Source organism: Gordonia insulae (assembly GCF_003855095.1).
Lineage (GTDB): Bacteria > Actinomycetota > Actinomycetes > Mycobacteriales > Mycobacteriaceae > Gordonia > Gordonia insulae.
In genome coordinates this window covers 4767924-4786687 of record NZ_CP033972.1, presented here as the reverse complement: position 1 = coordinate 4786687, position 18764 = coordinate 4767924, and the positions used below count along the sequence as shown (strand labels likewise).

Genomic DNA, 18764 nt, shown 5'->3' with positions numbered 1-18764 from the left:
CCTAACTCGGTCCCCGTACGACCAGGTCAGCGCAGTGTGGCCATCGCCGACGAGCGACGCAGCCCGGCGATCATCAACATGTCGATGAGCATGGATCGCAGCTCTGCCATCACCGCCGTCTCCGACAGTGTGCTGTCGGAGACGAGCTCGGCCTTGGCCTTGCGCGCGACGGTGCGGAGCACCCGCGCCGCGTCGGCCTGGTCGGGCTCCTCGCCCGGTTTGGCGATCATCATCTCCCGCAGCACCTCGAAGGCCTCCCCGACGTCGGCGAGGATGTCGACGATCTCGGGTCGCAGGGGTTCACCGCGTTGCGTCATGCCGAGCGCGCGCCGCGCGATGATCCGGAAGTTGCGGACCGCGTTGTCGATCGGATCGGCGGTCGCGGAGATGCGGGCCAGGCGTTCGCGCGCGTTCCAGTAGAGCGGCGAGATCGTGCTCACCTCTCGGCCACCCCGCATGTCGGCGCGCATCTCGTTGATCGCCTCCTGCGTCCCGCGCGCCGATTCCAGTGCGGACGCGACGACGTCGGCGTCACCCTCCCGGAGGCCGGAGACGAGGGTGCGGGCCGAGTCCCGCATCGTCGCCAGGAGTCCCGCCGCGTCGCGACGGGCCCGGTGGGCCGGGTTCACCGGGAACAACGCCACGATGATCATCCCGACCACGCCGCCGATCAACGCATCGATCGCGCGGTGGAAGCCACCGACGCCCCCGGGCGGCAGCAGGGTCGCGACCAGGACGCCCGACGATGCGGCCTGCATCGGGATCAGCGGACCGTTGTCGAGGAAGACCGCCACCGCCATCGCCAGCGCGACGACGAGCATGATCTGCCACGTCCCCGATCCGATCTGCGAGACGAGAAGGTCGCCGATCAGGATGCCGATGGTGACCCCGGCGACCAACTCCACCGAGCGTCGCCAGCGCTTGCCGAGCGACAGACCGAGCGACACCACCGCGGCGATCGGCGCGAAGAACGGCTGCGGGTGACCGAAGATGTTCACCGCGATCCACCATGCTGCGCCCGCCGCGATCGCGCACTGTCCGATGGGGACCAGCGACAACCACAGTCGCCGAACCCGCTGCCGCACCGGCGGCGGTAGTCCGTTCAGCCGTCGGCGCAGCCAGTCGGTCAAGCGAGTCCGAGATGCTGCGCTGCAGCCGGGTCGCTGTCGTTGAGGAGATCGAGGCAACGGAGGTACTCGTCCTCCTCGCCGACGGCCTTGGCCGCACGGGCGAGCGCACCGACGCACCGCAGGAAGCCCTGGTTGGGTTCATGGCTCCAGGGCACCGGGCCGAACCCCTTCCACCCGTGCCGGCGCAGCTGGTCCAGGCCGCGGTGATAGCCGGTTCGCGCATACGCGTAGGCGGCGATCACCTTCGACACGTCGGCACCGTCGTCGGATGCGTCGAGCGCCGCGTCGGCCAGGTACGCCCATGCGATCGACGCAGTGGGGTGCGCAGCCGCGGTCCGGGCCGGATCTGCGCCGTTGAGCAGTTCCGATTCGGCTTCATCGTCGCCGGTCAACAGCACCGGTTGTGGTCCGAGCAGATCTCCGAAGGAAGTCACGCCTCCATTCAAGCACCCATACGGAGTACTTCGACGCCCACCGAGTGCTGATTGCCGGAGGTATTCGCTAGGGTGAATGGCGCGATCGGCCACGACGCGACCGACTCGGCGGGGATCACCACGGCACGGGGACGCCGACCACATCTGATTCGGAGAGAGCGGGGTGTAGACGACGATGCCTTCATCGCAGGACGACAAGGGATCGTTGTTCGGTCGCGCCCTCTCCGCGTGGCGTGATCGCGGTAGGAACCACACGGCCGGGAGCGGCCGCCGGGGCCCGGATGATTCCTGGGTCGACAGCACGAAGGGCGACGACGCAGCGGTGACCGACGCGACGAACACAGACGGTGGAACCAGCTCTACCTCGGAAGACGCGGTCGGCGACGACGAGACGTCGACGCAGGGCCCGACGACCGACGGCACCGAGCGCGCTGCGGACGATGTCGCACCCGACGCCGATGCGACCGAGGCGGACGGGACCGACGCGGACACGGCCGGCGACCCGGACCCCGTCGAGGGTGCCGAGGACGCCACCGCCGCCGACGAGGGCACCGCTGCCGGGACCGCCGACGTCGAGGGCGCCGAGGGCGATGAAGGCGAGGCTTCCGATATCGCTGCCGCCACCGCAGAAGACGCAGCCGGAGACGACGCCGACGGTGCCGACGCGCCGGCCGACGGCGACGCCGGGGACGAATCGGGCCGCGAGGATCCCGACGACGCCGAGAGTGTGTCGAATGTCTCTGATGACTCCGCGATCGTCGATGACGTCGATGACGCCGAGAGCGAATCGGCCGTGGACGACGCGGCGGTGGATGACACGGCAGTGGCCGACGCAGCAGTGGACGACGCAGCAGTGGCCGACGCAGCAGTGGCCGAGGACGCCGACGACACGGTCGTCGACGGCGAGGACGACACCGAAACCGGCGAATCAGACACCGATGCAATCGAATCCGACGAACCGGTCGACGACGCCGCTCGTGATGAGGCCGCGTCCGACGTCGACGTGACAGCGGACGACCCCACCGCGGACGCACCCACCGCGGACGACCCCTCTGCGGACGCCGCGACCGAGGACGTGCAGGCTCCCGCGGAGAGCTCCCCCGAGGCCGCCCGCCCGAAGCCGAAGCCGAAGGGCGGACGCGGCATCGACTCGGCCACCAAGGTGATCCGGCGCGACGAGATGCCCGACATCAGCGAACTCGACGATCTCGAGAACATCGACGCACTCGGCGCATCGGCTGCCGGCGCCGCCGCTGCCGATGCGGGCGAGGACACCGAGGACGCGCCCGCCGACGACAAGCCCAAGAAGGTTGGCGGCGGCATCGGCCCGACCGACTCCGCGACGACCGTGATCCGTCGTGACGACCTGCCCGACGCCGAGGAGCTCGACGACCTCGAGGAGATCGACGCCCTCGGCGGTGACGACAACTCCCCGGCCGAAACCGCCGACGAGGCGACCGCTGACTCCGCAGCTGCCGACTCGGGGACCACCGACGGCGATGATGTGGCCCCGACGAAGGCCTTCGCCGCCGACGACTCGACCGACGAATCGGACACCGAGACCCGACCGGTCACCAAGCCGGTCGCGGCAGCTGCCGCGGCCGGGGCGGCCGCGGCTGCGGGCACTGCCGCGGCGTCATCACCGGGATCGTCAGCGCAAGGAACGTCGTCGCAAGGATCGTCGACACAGGGTTGGTCGACGACGGCCCACAAGCCGCCCGAGGTCATTCCGGGCAAGGGTGACGGGCCGGCGTCGAAGGCGAAGTCGACCGAGTCCGGCGGGCGACGTCGCTGGCCGTGGCTGGTGGGCGCCGCCGTGATCGTCGTGATCGCGGCTGTCGGCGCGGTGTTCGCCTACATGAACCTGCGACCCCCGGCTCCTGCCGACGAGGCCGCGGACGCCGCCAAGAAGTTCTCCACCGCGCTCTACGAGGGTGATCTGGACACCCTGCGGTCGGTCACCTGCGGCGAGCGCAACCAGTTCTACACGTCGATCAGCGATAGCGATTTCCAGAAGATCTACGACGGCCAGCGGGCCCGCAACGAGCTCATCCAGGTCAGCGAGGTCAAGGCGGTCAAGGTCACCGGCGACGGCGGCAACCAGGCTGTTGTCGAGGTCAATGCGGTGCACAGCAGCCGCCCCGACACCCCGCAGACGGTGACGATCAACCTGCAGAAGTCCGGCGATGATTGGAAGGTGTGCACGCCCCAGTGACCGGCAACGGACCAACCACCCGACTGCCTCGACACGAAACCTGGGTCCATCACCAGACGCCGGTGACCCGCTCGCCCGAGACCCCGCCACGCGCGTACTACGAACCACCGACCCACCCGCTGCACATCCGGCGGTCGGCCGCGCGCCCGATGCCGTCACCCCGGCCGACCCGCCGGCGCATCGACCCGCCCGTCGTCATCGCCGCGATCGTGATGATCGCGCTGGCCGTCGGTGTGATCGTCGGCCTCGCCGCACTCTGAGGCGCTCCGCCGGCTGAGATCGGCCCCCTGGGGCCGGTCCGAGGGGATATCCCCTCGGCGGCAGCTGAGGGTGCTCATCTCAGTCGACGGGAGCCGAACCGGACTCTGCTGCGTCTGACATGACGTGGAAGAACTCGAACCCAACGTCTACAGCAGAAGTCAGCTGCTCAGAAACGGAACCACCGACGCCGAGTTGCGCCGAGCAGTTCGCGAGAGCGCACTCATTCGCCCGCGGCCCGGCTGGTACGCGACACCGACTGCGGACGAGAACGTGGTCGAGGCGGTACGTCGAGGAGGCGCGATGAGCTGCGTTTCCGCGCTGCGACACCACGGCCTCTGGATCCCGCCGGGGTACGACGACCTGCACGTACGGGGCTCCCGACACCACGCGCGGCGAGACTTCTGCCGAACGCCGGGCCGCCCGCTGCCGGTACTGACCCCGATCGATCCGGCGCCGGTCGCGCTGATGGTCGCAGCTCGCTGCATGAGTCGCGAGGACTGGATCGTCGTGTGCGACTCACTGCTCAACTCGTCGGGGACGAGTATCCGGTCGTTGCGATCGGAAATGCCACAGTCCAGTCGGGAGATCGAGGACCGGATGCTCAGATGCGATGCCCGCGCGCAATCGGGCACCGAGAGCGCGGTCCGACTCCGGCTGCGCGCACGGGGCTTTCACGTCGTCGTCCAGCCGAAGATCCCAGGCGTCGGCTATGTCGATCTGCAGGTGGGCCGTCTACTGCTCGAGTGCGACAGCAAACTCCACCACACCAGCCCGGAGAACTACGCGAATGACCGACGCCGCGACCGGAAGACACTCGCTTCAGGGTTGATCACCATGCGCTTGACGTACGACGACGTCATCTACGGCTGGGCAGAGACGATCGCCGACATCACCGCCGTCACAGACGCGGATCGCCACCGCCCGCGACGGACGCGGCGGCAAACTTCGGCCCCCTGAGCCCTCGCCGAGGGGATATCCCCTCGGCGGCGGCTCACGGGGCTGATCTCAGCAGCGCGATCTGCTGCGCCACCTGACAACGCAGACAGCGCCCGGGATCACCCGGGCGCTGTCGCTTCGAGACCGTGTCTGATCAGGCGCTGATGGACTTGCCGACCGACTTGAGGTCGGTGCATGCCTCGATGACGCGCTCGGACATCGACGCCTCGGCCAGCTTCGACCAGACCCGCGGATCGTAGGTCTTCTTGTTACCGACCTCGCCGTCAACCTTGAGCACCCCGTCGTAGTTGGAGAACATGTGCCCGGCGATCGGACGGGTGTAGGCGTACTGGGTGTCGGTGTCGACGTTCATCTTCACGACGCCGTAGCTGAGCGCCTCGTCGATCTCGCTCTTCAGCGAGCCGGAACCACCGTGGAAGACGAAGTCGAACGGCTTGCTGCCGTCGGCGAGGCCGAGCTTCTTGGTCGCGACCTCCTGCCCGGTGTTCAGGACATCGGGACGCAGCTTGACGTTGCCCGGCTTGTAGACGCCGTGGACGTTGCCGAACGTCGCGGCGAGCAGGTAACGGTTACCGGAGTCGCTCGCGCCCAGCGCGTCGAGGGTCTTCTCGAAGTCCTCCGGCGTGGTGAACAGCTTGTCGTTGATCTCTGCCTCGACGCCGTCCTCTTCACCGCCGACCACACCGATCTCGATCTCCAGGATGATGTTCGCCGCTCCGGCCTTGGCCAGCAGGTCCTTGGCGATCTCGAGGTTCTCGTCCAGCGGAACGGCGCTGCCGTCCCACATGTGCGACTGGAACAGCGGGTTCTTGCCGGCGTCGACGCGCTCCTGCGAGACCGCCAGCAGCGGGCGCACGTAGGTGTCGAGCTTGTCCTTCGGGCAGTGGTCGGTGTGTAGTGCGATCGTGACGTCGTACTTCGCCGCGATCACGTGGGCGAACTCAGCGAGCGCGACAGCGCCGGTCACCATCTCCTTGATTCCCAGGCCGGAACCGAATTCGGCACCGCCGGTGGAGAATTGGATGATGCCGTCGCTACCGGCGTCCGCGAAGCCCTTGATGGCCGCGTTGATCGTCGACGACGACGTACAGTTGATCGCCGGGAACGCATAGCCCCCTGCTTTTGCCTTGTCGAACATTTCCGCGTACTGCTCGGGGGTTGCTATGGGCATCTCACGTCCTCCAACCGGGTAAGGTTTGCGCGCTTGCGAGTCGGTCACTCCCGTTCAGTATGTCAAGCCCGGTTCCCGCATGTGCAGCACCGGGTCTTCTGTGACCTCGACGTCGGTTATGACCGGTATGCCGAGAAATCCGTACCATGTCTCGTGATGTCCACGAACCCTCCGGCCACAGCGTCCGCCGACACGTCCGACACCGCCGAACCCCTCGCGCCGCCTCTCCGGCCTCGGCCCCGCACGGTCGCCGGAGACCTGGCCCGCGGCGCCCTGATCGGTGTCGCCGAGACAGTGCCCGGCGTCTCGGGCGGAACGGTCGCATTGGTGACCGGGATCTACACCCGCCTGATCGCCTCCGCGAAGCACGTCCTCGACGTCCCCCGCATGATGCTCACCCGCGGCGACTGGCGTTCGGCGGCACGCGACGTCGAGTGGTGGCTATTGATCCCGGTCGCCATCGGCATGGCGCTCGCAGTGATCTCGATCGCGGGCGTGATGGAGAGTTTCGTCACGGATCAGCCGGTGAACTCCAAAGCGCTGTTCATGGGCATGATCGCGATGTCGGTGGTCATCCCGCTCCTGGAGATCCGACCGGGCGCGCTGCACGCCCCGAGTTCGCGACTGCGCGCCGCCGCCCTGTTCATCGTCATGGCGGCAGCGACGTTCGCGCTGACCTCCCTACCCCGTGGCGAGATCTCCGATCCCCCGCTGACCATGGTGTTCGGAGCGGCCGCGATCGCGATCTGCGCGCTGGTGCTACCCGGGGTGAGCGGTTCGTTCTTCCTCCTCGTCGTCGGCCTGTACGCACCGACGATGGCGGCCGTCGACAATGGCGACCTCACCTACCTGGCCGTTTTCGGACTCGGCGCGCTGGTGGGCCTGGCGTCGTTCGTCCGCATCCTGGAGAAACTGCTGAGGAACCATCACACCGTGGCTATGGTCAGCGCGGCCGGGTTGCTGTTGGGTTCACTGCGGGCGCTGTGGCCGTGGCAGACCGACGAGGGGCAGGTCATGGCTGTCGGCTCCGACTGGCCGGCGGCGCTGGCACTGTTCGTGCTCGGCGCAGCGGTCGTCGGCGTCGTCGCGCTGGTCCAGCGACGCGCCGGGAGGGCAGACCCGGCTCCCGGCTCCCAGCGATCATTCAGCTTCGACAGGTACGCTGATCCGTCGTGATCGACTCCGCTCTCGCCCAGACCACGACAAACGTCGCCCTCATGCCGGGATTCCTCGACCCGGTGACCCTCCTGGGGTACTTCGGCGCCTGGGCCTTCTGGGGCCTGCTCCTGGTGATCCTGATCGAGTCCGGGGTGCTCTTCCCGGTCCTGCCGGGCGACTCGCTGCTGTTCGTGGCCGGAATGGTGGTCGCGGCCGGCGGCAAGGACGGGATCGACAAGTTCGCATCGCTCTGGCAGTTGCTGATCTTCATCCCGATCGCGGCCATCATCGGCGGACAGATCGGTTACTGGATCGGCCGGTATGTCGGCACCAGCATGTTCAAGCCGGACGCCCGCTTCCTCAAGGAGCGCTATCTCATCGAGGCACACGAGTTCTTCGAGAAGCGCGGCCCGATCACGATCTTCCTCGCCCGCTTCGTGCCCATCGTCCGTACGCTCGCGCCGATCGTCGCCGGCGCCGCGCGGATGAAATACTCGGTCTTCTTCGTCTACAACGTCGTCGGCGCCATCGTCTGGGGTGCGGGAATCGTCCTGCTGGGCTATTGGCTGGGTCGATTCGAGATCGTGCAGAAGCTGATCGAGCCGATCTTCATCTTGATCGTGGTCTTGTCGGTGTTGCCGATGTTCGTCGAGTGGTACCGGCGTCGCCGGGTGGCCAAGAAGTCGGCCGCCGACGTGGTGTCCACCGAATCCGACCTGCAGAGCGAGTCCTGATCCGGACCAGCCTGCCGGTCCCTCACTCCTCCCGATCGTCGAGCGCCACGCCGACTCCGCCGAGGTACTCCCCGAGCGCCAATGGCCCGAACAGCGCCCGGTGGACGATGTAGCCCTGCGAGAGTGCCACCATCCCGCGGACGACGGCGTCGATGTCGATCGAACCCTTCTGCGCAGCCACCCACGGCCCGATCGCCGCCCGGTAGGCGGTTCGAATCCGGCCCACCGCACGATCGACGACTTCGCTGATCTCCTCGTCGACGGTCGCCTCCGCCCACATCTGCAGGACGAGGCGATGTGGCACCTCGTCCTCGTCGAGGGCACCCAGTAGGCGGCCGACGATCTCGCGCGGTGATCGCGGTTCCCGTGCGTCGAATCCTTCCTCCAGCAGCGCCTGAGCCCGCCGGCCGATCACCGCTGCCGCACCTTCGGCGAAGATCTCTGCCTTGCCCGAGAAGTGCGAGTAGATCGAGCCCGTCGACAATCCCGATTCCGCGGAGATGTCGGCGATCGATGTGTGCGCGACCCCCTGGGTCGCCATCATCCGCAGCGCCGCGGCGACGATCGCGTCCCGTCGGGACTGCGCGGTCTCTCGAGTCAGGCGGGGCATACAAAAAGAATACATGTTCTGTATAGTCACCTTCAAAGAGAACGAACAATCTCCTTGAGAGGGCGGGCTCGCCATGACCGAGACATCCACCAACGCCGCATCACCCCCGACCGGCCCGGTGACCACCTGGTCGAAGACCCTCATCATGTCGCTGCTGGCGGCGGTAGCCATCGGCGTCGTCGTGCTGGCCTTCCTGTGGCCAGTCGCGACCTCGTCCGCCAAGGATCTCCCCGTCGGGATCGTGGGCCCCCAGATCGCGGTCGCACAGGTCGAGCAGAATCTCGACACCAACGCACCGGGGGTCTTCGACACCTCGACCTACGCCACCCGCGACGAGGCGATCACCGCGATCAGGACCCGCGACATCGACGGTGCGATCGTCGCCGGACGCGCTCCCGAAGTGCTGATCGCGTCCGCCGCGGGTCCCGCAGTCGTCTCGATTCTCAAAGGCGTGGCCGGCTCGATGCAGCAGCAGATGTCGGCCCAGTCCGCCCGGCCCGGCGTCAACCCGGTGACGACCACCGTCACGACCACCGACGTCGTGCCCCTCGCCGGGGACGATCCCAACGGTTCGGGCCTGAGCGCCCTCGGGTTCCCTCTCGTACTGGCCGGCCTGCTCGGCGGCATCCTGATCTCACTACTCGTCGCCGGCGTCACCCGACGGCTCGTCGCACTGGTCGTGTTCGCCATCCTCGGTGGGGTCAGCGTGACGCTGGTGACGCACACCTGGTTCGGCATACTGCCCGGCAACTTCTTCCTGCTCTGCGCCGGGATCTCGCTCGCGGTCCTGGGCACCGCGTCATTCGTGGTGGGGATGAACTCCCTGATCGGGCCGCCGGGAATCGCCGTCGGCGCGGTGATCACCATGTTCGTCGGCAACCCCTTGTCGGCGGCCACGATGCCCGTGCAGTTCCTCGCCACACCCTGGGGTGCGATCGGGCAGTTCCTGGTGCCCGGCGCGGGCGCCACCCTGGTGCGCGACCTGAGCTACTTCCCCGATGCGGACGCCACACAGCCCTGGCTCGTACTGACCGCGTGGGCGGTCCTGGGTATCGCCTTGAGCGCACTCGGCCACTACCGCAACCGCGAGGTGCTGCACGTGCCGTCACTCGAGGAGCCGGTCACCGCGTGACCGTGGTGGTACCCGATCAGGGTGTGACCGCGTATGCCGCAGCGAGGTCGATGCGCAGCCAGCCACCGTTGGCACCGGATCGGTCCAGCGGATAGCCCGTGCGAATCGCGGTGCGCCGCAGGATGTCCAGTCGCTGGCCGTCGGTCAGGCCGGGGAATCGGCTGCGCAGCAGCGCCGCCGCCGACGCCGGGATCCCGTTGACCTGCCCCGGCGACACGACGGGGAACCCGTACGTCATCAGGTTCCGGTGCTCGCTGACGGCCTGTTGTGTCGTCAGGTACGGCGTGTCACGGGCGATGAAGTCCGTCAACGACATTCCGACGGAGCGACGCAGTTGGTCGCGCAGTTGCGCCCCCGCCTGATCGATCAGCTGCGCGAATCGCGGATCGGCCAGCCGGGCGGCGGCGATGTCGGTGCCCATGATCCGGCCACCCATCACGTCCAGCGGATAGTGCACGCCGAGCACGATTCGGCTGCGGCCGATCTCGCCGGCGCGCGCGATGATCTGCGGACCGAGCTCCGGGAGCCAGTAGGCGAGCAGCGCGCCCTTCCAGTAGGCCATGTTGGTGTGCCCCGACGGGTACGACCCGTTGTTCACGAGTTCCGCATACAGGTGACCACCCGGCTTGTCGTACCGCTTGATCGACGTGGGCGCCACCACGAACGGCCGCGGGTTGTCGTAGTACTCCTTCTCCAGCAACGTCGTGCCGAGGGGCAGACCGGCCCGCGCGGTGTCGCCGCCGGCCAGCGCGTCGACCTTGGGCAGTTTGCCCGCGGCCAGGAGTTGACGGAACACCGTGCCCAGCCGGTCACCGAGCGCGTCGGAGAGCGAGACCAGCCGATCGTCGTAGTTGACCGCGATCGCGTCCGCCTGTTGCGCGCGTGTCGCGGAGTTGTTGATCGCCTTCACCTTCTGCAGGTTCGACGCGATGATCGACGGGTGGGCCCGGCGGAGTTCCGCGAAGCCGTCGAGGACCGGGATGTACGTGCCGGTCGGCGGGACGTCGGAGGCGTACGGCCCGACCAGCTGCGCCGGGGTGAACGCGGCCGGGGCGGTCGCGGTCGGTGCCGCGGTGGCGGTGCCGCTCGCGACGACTCCCATCACGAGAAGCATCGGGGTCAGGACAGACAAGATCGCAGAGCGCAACCGCAGAGTCGACACGGCTCGTAACTCTTCCTCGGACGCGATGATTGCGCAAGTGAACGATCGGTTACCCTGTGCGGCACACCCACACGCCGCGTAGCCGACCCCCGAGGTGACCGATGAGCAGCCCGTCAGCACACGTCACGCAGCTGTGGCGCCACCCGGTCAAGTCCATGGCCGGCGAACAACTCGAGACCGCCACCTTGCGCCGACGCGGCGTCCACGGCGACCGGCTCTGGGCACTGCACGACGTCGAGCGCGACACCACGATCTCGGCACGCAGGCTGCCGGCCGTGCTCGTGTTCTCCGCGCGCTACGTGACTCCCCCGGGCCCCGACGCCGGGCCGGGACATGCACCGGCGGTCATCGTGACGGCTCCCGACGGCACCGAACACCGCAGCGACGACCCCGCGATCCACGCCGCACTGTCGTCGCGACTGGACCGCGATGTGCGCCTGGTGCCGCTGCCCGCGGACCCCCGCGCCCATCGTCTGCCGTGGCGGGAACGTCTCGGCACCCTCGCCCCTCGGGCGCTGGCCCAGGACCTGGGTATCGCTCCCGACGAGCGGCTCCCGAAGATCTCCGACATGAATGCCCGAGCACTTGCCACGATCACCCGAAATGCCACTCCCCCTGGTACTTTCGTCGACCTCTGCCCGATTCACCTGCTGTCGGAGGCGAGCGCTGCCACCATCGCCGAGGCGATCGGCGACGACAGCGTCGCCACCCGACGTTTCCGGCCGAACGTGGTGATCGACGGCACCGGGCGCGGCCTCCCGGAGTCCGAGTGGACCGGCGCGACAGTGGATCTGGGCGGCGCCCAACTGCATGTGGTGATGAAGACGGTGCGCTGCGTCGTGCCGAGTCGCGCCCACGTCGGCCTACCCCTCGACAAGCGCCTCACCCGCGCGGTCGCGGCGACGTCGGACCGCTATCTCGGTGTCTACGCCGACGTCGTCCGGACCGGCGACGTCCACGTCGGCGACATCCTCACCGTCACACCGCCGCAGCCACCGACCCGCGTTCGCCGGATGGCGGACTCCGGCCGAATCCTGGCATTCGACACCGCCAACCGCGTCGCCGAACTGCTGCGCCGATCGCCCTCCTGACTACCAGGCCCGATCGAGATCGGCGTGCTGCTGTATCCACGCATGCATCGTGATACCCGCCGCCACACCGGCATTGACACTGCGCGTCGACCCGAACTGCGCGATGGAGACGGTCAGGTCCGCGTGCCGCTGTGCATCGTCGCTGACCCCGGGTCCCTCCTGACCGAAGAGCAGCACACACCGCCGGGGCAGTTCGGCGGCCTCGAGGCGCTGGGCGCCGGGCGTGTTGTCCACCGCGACCACCGCGAGACCCTCGCGGTGCGCCCAGTCGAACAGCTCGGCGATCGAATCATGGTGCAGCAGATGCTGATAGCGATCGGTCACCATCGCCCCGCGACGATTCCATCGTCGCCGGCCGACGATGTGCACCGCGGCCGCGGCGAACGCATTGGCGGTGCGCACCACCGTCCCGATGTTGGCGTCATGGGCGAAATTCTCGATCGCGACGTGGAACGGATGGCGCCGCGTGTCGATGTCGGCGACGATCGCCTCGCGGGTCCAGTAGCGGTAGGCATCGACGACGTTACGGGTGTCGCCCTCGGCGAGGAGGTCGGCGTCGTATCGCGGATCCGTCGGCAGCGGGCCGTCACGGTCGGTCTGCCACGGCCCCACACCGACGGCAGGTCCCGCCTGCCACTCGGTGGGTCCCGGCTGATCCACCCCTCAGACCAGTCCGAGGTCGCTCAGCCCGAGCAGCGACCGGTACGGCACGCCGAGGGCGCCGATCACCTCGTCGGCGCCGGTGGCCCGATCGACGACGGTGGCCACCCCGATCACCGTCGCGCCCACCTCGCGCGCAGCCTCCACCGCGGCCGACGGTGAGGCACCGGTCGTGGATGTGTCCTCGACGATGAGCACGTTGCGGCCTGCGATGTCGGGGCCTTCGATGCGGCGCTGCATACCGTGGGTCTTGGCGGCCTTGCGGACCACGAACGAGTCGATCTCCCGCCCCGCCGCGTGCATGATCGACGTCGCGACGGGGTCGGCACCGAGCGTCAACCCACCGACGGACTGGTAGTCCCAGTCCGCGGTCAGTTCCCGCATCAGGCTGCCGATCAGGCGGGATGCCTCGTGGTGCAGCGTGGCGCGCCGCAGGTCGACGTAGTAGTCGGCCTCTTTGCCCGACGAGAGTGTCACCCGGCCATGCACCACCGCGAGTTCGGTGACGAGCTCCGCCAGGCGTGCGCGGCCGTCGTCGTTGACGGTGGGGGGTACGGACGAGGACATGTCACGGCTCATTTCTCACTGATGGTTCGGACGCGACCGGACCGCCCGCCGGTCAGTTCTTGCGGTGGCGATTCGGGCGGTCCGTCGACGGCGTGCTCGGGGGCAGATCGTACGGCCGGGCCGGACGTGCCGCACCCGGCGGCGGGGTCGGCGAACCTTCGTCGCGGTCGCTCGGCGGCCGGCCGCCGCCCGGCGCCTGCGACGGCCGTCGGACCGGCATCGGCTGCATCCGGCGACCGGCCGTCGACGGTGGTGCGGGCGGCGTGGCCTCCGGCACCGCGCTCCAGGCACGGGTGGGCTCCGGCGCGACCGGGTCGGCGTCTGCGGAACCCTGGTCGTCGACATCATTCGCGGCGGCGGCGATCCGGGCCCGGCGCTGCTTGTCGCGCATCGACTCGGTCTTCTCGTCGGCCAGCTCGGCCCGGGTGGGACCGTGCGGGTCGCGTGGGTCGGGCGCGTCTTGGGGATCGACGATCGGCGGCAACACCCGCAGGAGATCGGCGAACCGCCGGACCACCTCGAGCCCGGCGTCCAGGCGGTCGGTGTCGGTGGTCAGCGGCATCGAACCGAGGACCCAGTTGCCCTCGTTCCACAGCACCTCGATGTAGGACGGTGCGGTGTTGGCCAAGGCCACCATGCGGCGGTCGCAGACGCGGCGGGCGACGTCGAGATTGTTGGAGAACATGACGCGCGGACCCATCGCGCCGAGCAGCTCGACGTCCTCCTCGGCGGGTGCGAGTACATCCTCGTGGCGCAGATCGACCACCACCGACGACGGGGTCGAACGCCGAACCGCGACAACGGTGGCGGTCTCGGCCAGGTCGAAGACCACCGCTTCTGCGCCAGAGTAATGCCCGAATGCGACGTCCTGAACCGCGACGCGTTCCGGGACGTTCATCGTCGCGCGGTGAAATACCTTGCGCAGCTTGGTATCCGACTCGCGGAACTTGAACTCGTGCTGATCACCCCAGATCGCGCGTTGATGCCGCGCAACACTGGAACGCTGGCGATCCAGCCACAACAGGGCGCCGGCACCGGCCAGCGCCAACACGGCGATCACGAAATACACGATGGTCATCGCGCTACAGCCTACTATCGCCGGCCGCCCGACTGGCGGCCACGACATAACCTCGCTGCTTGTCGACGACGTTTTCGAGTACTTCGTCCAGGGGTGCGCCCGCACCGACGTATCGCCGCAGGTTGGCGAGGAACTGGTCGGCGAGCACATCGCGCCACCCCACGACGTCGCCGCTCATGTGCGGCGAGATCGCGACGTTCTCCATCGCCCACAGCGGGCTGGACGACGCCAACGGCTCGTCGGTGAACACATCGAGCGATGCCGCGCCGATCCGCCCGGCCGCCAGGGCCTCGATCAACGCGGGCTCGTCGACGAGCTGTCCGCGCCCGACGTTGATCAGGTGCGCATCCGACCGCATCGCCGACAACACGTCGGCGTCGATCATCCGTTCGGTCTGCGGCGTGAGCGGCGCGATCGCGACGACGTTGTCGAACTCCCCGACGTAGGCGGCCAGATCGTCGGTGGCGAGGACGGTGCCGAGGTCGGGATCGTTCTCACGCGCCGTGCGCCCCGCCCCGGTGACCCGCACTCCGGCGGCGCGCAGCAACCGCGCGGTGGCGCGGCCGATTCCGCCCGTGCCGATCACCAACGCCGACGTCCCCGCCGTCCGCGTCGTCTCCCGGTGCTGCCACGCGCGCTCCCGCTGCAGACGCTTGGTGAGGTGTAATTGCTTGTCCCGGGCCAGGACTGACGCCAGGACGAATTCCGCGATGGGCTGGTCGAAGACCCCGGCGGCGTTGGTCACCACGATGTCCGATTCCCGGAGGTCGTCGAACAGGAGCGAGTCCACCCCGGCCGCGCACACGTGCACCCACCGCAGATCCGCGGTGGCCGGCCCCCAGTTGTCCCGCAGCGCACGGGAGAAGAAGTCCCAGACGAGGAGGACGTCGGCCCCGGGAAGCGCGGAGCCGAGGTCGTCGGCTGTGCACGACCGCACGGTGGCGAGCGCTTCGATCTCGGCGAGGTTCGGGGGCGGGGCGACAGCGGGTGAACCCAACAGTGCGACCACGGGCGAATCCGGAGACATGAATCCACCGTAGGTGACGGGGTGATGTCGCACCGGCCGCCGGGGTCACAGGACGACGGGTACCGAACCCGTCCGACATCCCGACCGGTCGAGCAACGAGCCCAACCGTTTGGGCGTCTCGAGGGTGACGGAGCGATCGACCACCACGAGGCCCGGAACCAGGCTCTCGAGTTCCTGTTCGAACTCGGCCAGTTCGCCGACGGTGTGCAGCCAGACGCCCATGATGATGTTCGCGGTCCCGGTCACCTCGCAGCACACCCGCACCTGCGGCAACCCGTCCAGCGCGTCCACCAGCGCCACGATGGACCTCGACGACGCGCGCGCCCATACGTTCGCGGTGATCGGCCATCCGCTGATCACGTGCGCCACCTCGCATCGGATCGACAGGACCCGCTCGGCGACGAGTGCCGTCAGGCGCCGCCGCACCGTCGGCGCACTCAACCCGCTCGCACTGGCGAGGTCCACCGCCGACCTCCGCCCGTCCTCGGCGAGCGCGGCGATCAGGCGCAGGTCCGGCTCGTCGGGATCGTGGGCCAGTGGCCGGTGCACGGGCCGGTGCTCGGCGAGTACGGACTCCTCGTCCTGACCGAGGGTCCGCATCCGCCATCGCTCGCTCTCACCGATGACCTTGGTGACCACCCTGGTCCGCGTGCGCGCCACCCCGTCGGATTCGGCGAGGAGCTGCACCCAGTCCCCGAGGAACTCGAGATCCGGCACCATGACGGTGAGCAGCAGGTCGCCGTCACCGGCGGTGCGCTGGATGGTCGCCACGTGCCGGTCACGACACAGCCGTTCGACGACGGAATCCCGCGCCGCCGACGTCTGCACCTCGACGAAGGCGCTGCATCGCGTGTTGAGATACGCCGCGCCCGGATAGGACACGATCCAGGCCAGCCCCTGGTCGACGAGACGCTCCCATCGTCGCGCGGCCGTCGCCGCGCTGACGCCCACGACGTCGCCGACCACACCCCACGGGGCGCGAGGGGCCACCTGCAGAGCGTGAACGATCTGATAATCGAGGTCGTCCGGCACGTGACAATCCTGCATCAGGGCGCCGACTTTTTTCGCTATCGGGCGATGTCGAGACATTCGACGGCGGCCACTCCTACGTTTCCTTCCAGCCCGCAAACGGCCGCAGTCGGCGGCCGAGATCGAGGAGGATGTCAGTGAAGGTCTGTGTGATCGGTGGAGGCCACGGTTCGTATGCCGCGGCCGCGGAGTTGAGCGAGAACAATCACCACGTGTCGTGGTGGCGCCGAGACGGTGCCGCGTTCTCACCGCTGGTCGAGCGGGGACTTCTCGACGTCGACGACCATCGCGGTCACCGCCAGGTCCGTGTCGACGGCGGCGACGGTATTCAGGTGTTCACCGCTCTCGGCGACGCCGTGTCCAACGCGGAGGTCATCGTCGCGCCCGTTCCTGCCTTCGCCCACGAGTCGCTCGCACGCGAACTGGCGCCGCATCTGCGCGACGGTCAGGTCGTCTATCTGCCGCCGGGTAGCTTCGGGTCGGTCGTGTTCGCTCGCGCGGTGCGCGATGCCGGGAATCACGCCGACGTCGCGTTCGCCGAGACCGGCACGCTTCCGTATCTCGCGCGCAAGCACGGGGACACGCGAGTCGTGGTGAGCGGCTACGCAACCAGGCTGCCCACCGGTGTCTTCCCCGCACGGCACACCGACCGCGCACTCGGCCTGCTGGCGGAGGTGTACCCCGCCGTCGAGCGCAGCGAGGATGCACTCAGCGGCGCACTGATGAACGCCGGCCCGATCATCCACCCACCGCTGATCCTGATGAATGCCGGTCCGCTCGAACACTTCCCGTCGTGGGACATCCACAACGAGGGCACCCAGGAATCGATCCGCCGGGTCACCTCCGCGCTCGACGCCGAGCGGATCGCCGTCCGCGAGGCCCTGGGCTACTCGGCGCCGCATTTTCCGCTGGCCGATCACTACACCGCCGACGGCGATGAATGGATGTACGGCAACGCCGCCCACGAGAAGTTGACCGACAGCGGCGACTGGCGGGAGGACATCGACCTCACGACCCATCGGTACATGACCGAGGACGTGGAGATCGGACTGGCGCTGTTGAGTTCGGTGGGGCGTTGGGCGTCGGTGCCGACTCCTGTCGCCGACGGACTGCTCGCCCTCGCAGGGGCCGTCACGGGACGCGCCGCCTCTGCGGGGAGCCGCACCTTCGAGAGCCTCGGGATGGCGCACCTCGACCGCCCATCACTCCAGCGGTTCCTCCACGAGGGATTCCACCAGTGAGCCGGTTGCACGTCGCCGTCGTCGGCGCCGGACGGATGGGGCAGGGCATCGCCGCAGCACTCGCCTTCGGCAATGTGACGGTGACGGTCGTGGACCTCCGCGACCGCGGCGAGTCCGCCATCACCTACCGGCACGGCGTGCGGACCGCGATCCGCCACGCCCTCGACCACAAGGTGACCTTGGACCTGTTGTCCGCCGACCGCATCGACGATGTCGCCGCGCACGTCGACGTGGTGGACCGGACCACTGCGACACACGCGATGGCATCGGTGGATCTCGTCTTCGAGGCGGTCCCCGAGGTGTCCGAGGTGAAACGGGAGGCGTTCGCGTGGATCGAGTCGGCGGTCGACCCGACCGTCCCGATCGCGTCCACGACATCGAGTTTCCTCGTCGACGACCTCGCCACCCACCTGGCGTTCCCGGAGCGGTTCCTCAACGCCCACTGGCTCAACCCCGCCGATCTGATGCCGCTGGTGGAGGTGAGCCCCGGGACCTCGACCACGCAGGACACCGTCGACGCGACCCGTGATCTCCTGCTCGCCGTCGGCAAGACGCCGGTCGTCTGTGCGGCGTCGCCGGGATACATCGTGCCCCGGTTGCAGGCCCTGGTGATGAACGAGGCGGCGAGGATGGTCGAGGAGGGGGTCGCGAGTGCCGAGGACATCGACACGGCCGTCCGGATCGGCTTCGGCTCCCGGTTCGCGGTCCTCGGTCTGCTCGAGTTCATCGACTGGGGAGGCTGCGACACCCTGTATCACGCGTCGCACTACCTGCGTCGGGAACTCGGCGAACGGTTCGCCCCCGCCCCCCTCGTCGAGACCCACATGACCACGGGCCGGCGCGGGATGACCGACGGCGCAGGCTTTTACACGTTCGACGACGACACCGTCGACGACTACCGCGCACAGCGGATCGCCGACTTCGCCCGCGTCCTCGATGCACTGGGGCGTCTCAGCAGACACGAGGAGTTCGCCGCCGCCGACTGACCGAGTCACCCCGGACGACAACGCATATGGCGATCCCCGCCGCTCGCCGGGTTCAGCCTGCCGATAGTGCAGCGCGCCAGATCTTTTCAGCGCCCTAAGGTTTTTCCCTATTTACCGACAG

19 protein-coding genes are annotated in these 18764 nt (G+C 68.6%); 9 read left to right on the top strand and 10 right to left on the bottom strand.

The features are described 5' to 3' along the window. Positions 1-26: 26 nt before the first annotated feature. On the bottom strand, positions 27-1130 hold the full coding sequence (locus D7316_RS21825; protein WP_124710129.1) for an FUSC family protein: 1104 nt from the start codon (positions 1128-1130) through the stop codon (positions 27-29). Beyond that, entirely contained in the window at positions 1127-1564 is a 438-nt protein-coding gene (locus D7316_RS21820) for a DUF3151 domain-containing protein (RefSeq protein ID WP_124710128.1), read from the bottom strand. Before D7316_RS21820 ends, D7316_RS21825 begins: the two co-directional genes overlap by 4 nt. A 175-nt stretch (positions 1565-1739) precedes the next feature. On the opposite strand from D7316_RS21820, the gene D7316_RS21815 reads away from it, so the two are divergent. The 3 genes from D7316_RS21815 (at position 1740) to D7316_RS21805 (ending at position 4997) form a co-directional block, all read left to right on the top strand. Next, complete coding sequence (locus tag D7316_RS21815; protein WP_124710127.1) at positions 1740-3779, top strand: Rv0361 family membrane protein; 2040 nt, start codon at positions 1740-1742, stop codon at positions 3777-3779. Between the two features lie 62 nt (positions 3780-3841). Further along, positions 3842-4039: a hypothetical protein gene (locus D7316_RS21810; protein WP_124710126.1), complete on the top strand. Its 198-nt coding sequence runs from the start codon at positions 3842-3844 to the stop codon at positions 4037-4039. 301 nt (positions 4040-4340) lie between these two features. Further along, on the top strand, positions 4341-4997 hold the full coding sequence (locus tag D7316_RS21805) for an endonuclease domain-containing protein (RefSeq protein WP_331852580.1): 657 nt from the start codon (positions 4341-4343) through the stop codon (positions 4995-4997). Positions 4998-5130: 133 nt separating this feature from the next. On the opposite strand, the gene fbaA is transcribed toward D7316_RS21805, so the two are convergent. Continuing rightward, entirely contained in the window at positions 5131-6168 is a 1038-nt protein-coding gene (gene fbaA, locus D7316_RS21800) for a class II fructose-bisphosphate aldolase (protein ID WP_124710124.1), read from the bottom strand. 156 nt (positions 6169-6324) lie between these two features. Between fbaA and D7316_RS21795 the strand changes: the two genes are divergently transcribed. Together D7316_RS21795 and D7316_RS21790 are read left to right on the top strand one after the other, a co-directional pair. Beyond that, positions 6325-7344, top strand: a complete 1020-nt coding sequence (locus D7316_RS21795; RefSeq protein ID WP_124710123.1) for a DUF368 domain-containing protein — start codon at positions 6325-6327, stop codon at positions 7342-7344. After that, positions 7341-8060 (top strand): DedA family protein, encoded by a 720-nt coding sequence (locus tag D7316_RS21790; RefSeq protein ID WP_124710122.1) that lies wholly within the window; start codon positions 7341-7343, stop codon positions 8058-8060. Before D7316_RS21795 ends, D7316_RS21790 begins: the two co-directional genes overlap by 4 nt. A 22-nt stretch (positions 8061-8082) precedes the next feature. Here the strand turns inward: D7316_RS21790 and D7316_RS21785 are convergent, their stop codons facing one another. Next, entirely contained in the window at positions 8083-8670 is a 588-nt protein-coding gene (locus tag D7316_RS21785; protein WP_164473836.1) for a TetR/AcrR family transcriptional regulator, read from the bottom strand. A 73-nt stretch (positions 8671-8743) separates the two neighbouring features. Between D7316_RS21785 and D7316_RS21780 the strand changes: the two genes are divergently transcribed. Beyond that, on the top strand, positions 8744-9802 hold the full coding sequence (locus tag D7316_RS21780) for an ABC transporter permease (protein WP_164473835.1): 1059 nt from the start codon (positions 8744-8746) through the stop codon (positions 9800-9802). 16 nt (positions 9803-9818) lie between these two features. On the opposite strand, the gene D7316_RS21775 is transcribed toward D7316_RS21780, so the two are convergent. Beyond that, the gene (locus D7316_RS21775; protein ID WP_232017017.1) at positions 9819-10904 is read right to left on the bottom strand and encodes an acid phosphatase; all 1086 of its coding nucleotides are present in this window, start codon (positions 10902-10904) and stop codon (positions 9819-9821) included. 161 nt (positions 10905-11065) lie between these two features. Between D7316_RS21775 and D7316_RS21770 the strand changes: the two genes are divergently transcribed. Next, positions 11066-12055: an MOSC domain-containing protein gene (locus D7316_RS21770; protein WP_124710118.1), complete on the top strand. Its 990-nt coding sequence runs from the start codon at positions 11066-11068 to the stop codon at positions 12053-12055. Here the strand turns inward: D7316_RS21770 and D7316_RS21765 are convergent, their stop codons facing one another. Genes D7316_RS21765 through D7316_RS21745 form a run of 5 tightly spaced genes read right to left on the bottom strand, consistent with a single transcriptional unit; the run spans position 12056 to position 16434 of the window. Next, positions 12056-12715 carry an RNA methyltransferase gene (locus D7316_RS21765; RefSeq protein ID WP_124710117.1) on the bottom strand — a complete coding sequence of 220 codons (660 nt, stop codon included), beginning with the start codon at positions 12713-12715 and terminating at the stop codon, positions 12056-12058. A 3-nt stretch (positions 12716-12718) separates the two neighbouring features. Next, a complete protein-coding gene (locus tag D7316_RS21760; RefSeq protein WP_124710116.1) occupies positions 12719-13282 on the bottom strand; it encodes an orotate phosphoribosyltransferase in 564 nt (187 codons plus the stop codon). A 52-nt stretch (positions 13283-13334) separates the two neighbouring features. After that, complete coding sequence (locus D7316_RS21755) at positions 13335-14360, bottom strand: type III secretion system chaperone family protein (protein ID WP_124710115.1); 1026 nt, start codon at positions 14358-14360, stop codon at positions 13335-13337. 4 nt (positions 14361-14364) lie between these two features. After that, a complete protein-coding gene (locus tag D7316_RS21750; RefSeq protein ID WP_124710114.1) occupies positions 14365-15387 on the bottom strand; it encodes a D-2-hydroxyacid dehydrogenase in 1023 nt (340 codons plus the stop codon). A gap of 45 nt (positions 15388-15432) precedes the next feature. Beyond that, a complete protein-coding gene (locus D7316_RS21745; RefSeq protein ID WP_269462509.1) occupies positions 15433-16434 on the bottom strand; it encodes an Lrp/AsnC family transcriptional regulator in 1002 nt (333 codons plus the stop codon). 119 nt (positions 16435-16553) lie between these two features. On the opposite strand from D7316_RS21745, the gene D7316_RS21740 reads away from it, so the two are divergent. Further along, positions 16554-17657, top strand: a complete 1104-nt coding sequence (locus D7316_RS21740; protein ID WP_124710112.1) for an NAD/NADP-dependent octopine/nopaline dehydrogenase family protein — start codon at positions 16554-16556, stop codon at positions 17655-17657. Further along, on the top strand, positions 17654-18643 hold the full coding sequence (locus D7316_RS21735) for a 3-hydroxybutyryl-CoA dehydrogenase (protein ID WP_124710111.1): 990 nt from the start codon (positions 17654-17656) through the stop codon (positions 18641-18643). The genes D7316_RS21740 and D7316_RS21735 overlap by 4 nt, the downstream gene beginning before the upstream one ends. Positions 18644-18764: the final 121 nt, after the last annotated feature.

Excerpts from the sequence above, each read along its gene's own strand:
- D7316_RS21815 (WP_124710127.1), top strand. The coding sequence starts at position 1,740 with ATGCCTTCATCGCAGGACGACAAGGGATCGTTGTTCGGTCGCGCCCTC.
- D7316_RS21805 (WP_331852580.1), top strand. The coding sequence starts at position 4,341 with ATGAGCTGCGTTTCCGCGCTGCGACACCACGGCCTCTGGATCCCGCCG.
- fbaA (WP_124710124.1), bottom strand. The coding sequence starts at position 6,168 with ATGCCCATAGCAACCCCCGAGCAGTACGCGGAAATGTTCGACAAGGCA.
- D7316_RS21795 (WP_124710123.1), top strand. The coding sequence starts at position 6,325 with ATGTCCACGAACCCTCCGGCCACAGCGTCCGCCGACACGTCCGACACC.
- D7316_RS21785 (WP_164473836.1), bottom strand. The coding sequence starts at position 8,670 with ATGCCCCGCCTGACTCGAGAGACCGCGCAGTCCCGACGGGACGCGATC.
- D7316_RS21780 (WP_164473835.1), top strand. The coding sequence starts at position 8,744 with ATGACCGAGACATCCACCAACGCCGCATCACCCCCGACCGGCCCGGTG.
- D7316_RS21775 (WP_232017017.1), bottom strand. The coding sequence starts at position 10,904 with ATGGGAGTCGTCGCGAGCGGCACCGCCACCGCGGCACCGACCGCGACC.
- D7316_RS21770 (WP_124710118.1), top strand. The coding sequence starts at position 11,066 with ATGAGCAGCCCGTCAGCACACGTCACGCAGCTGTGGCGCCACCCGGTC.
- D7316_RS21760 (WP_124710116.1), bottom strand. The coding sequence starts at position 13,282 with ATGTCCTCGTCCGTACCCCCCACCGTCAACGACGACGGCCGCGCACGC.
- D7316_RS21755 (WP_124710115.1), bottom strand. The coding sequence starts at position 14,360 with ATGACCATCGTGTATTTCGTGATCGCCGTGTTGGCGCTGGCCGGTGCC.
- D7316_RS21750 (WP_124710114.1), bottom strand. The coding sequence starts at position 15,387 with ATGTCTCCGGATTCGCCCGTGGTCGCACTGTTGGGTTCACCCGCTGTC.
- D7316_RS21745 (WP_269462509.1), bottom strand. The coding sequence starts at position 16,434 with ATGCAGGATTGTCACGTGCCGGACGACCTCGATTATCAGATCGTTCAC.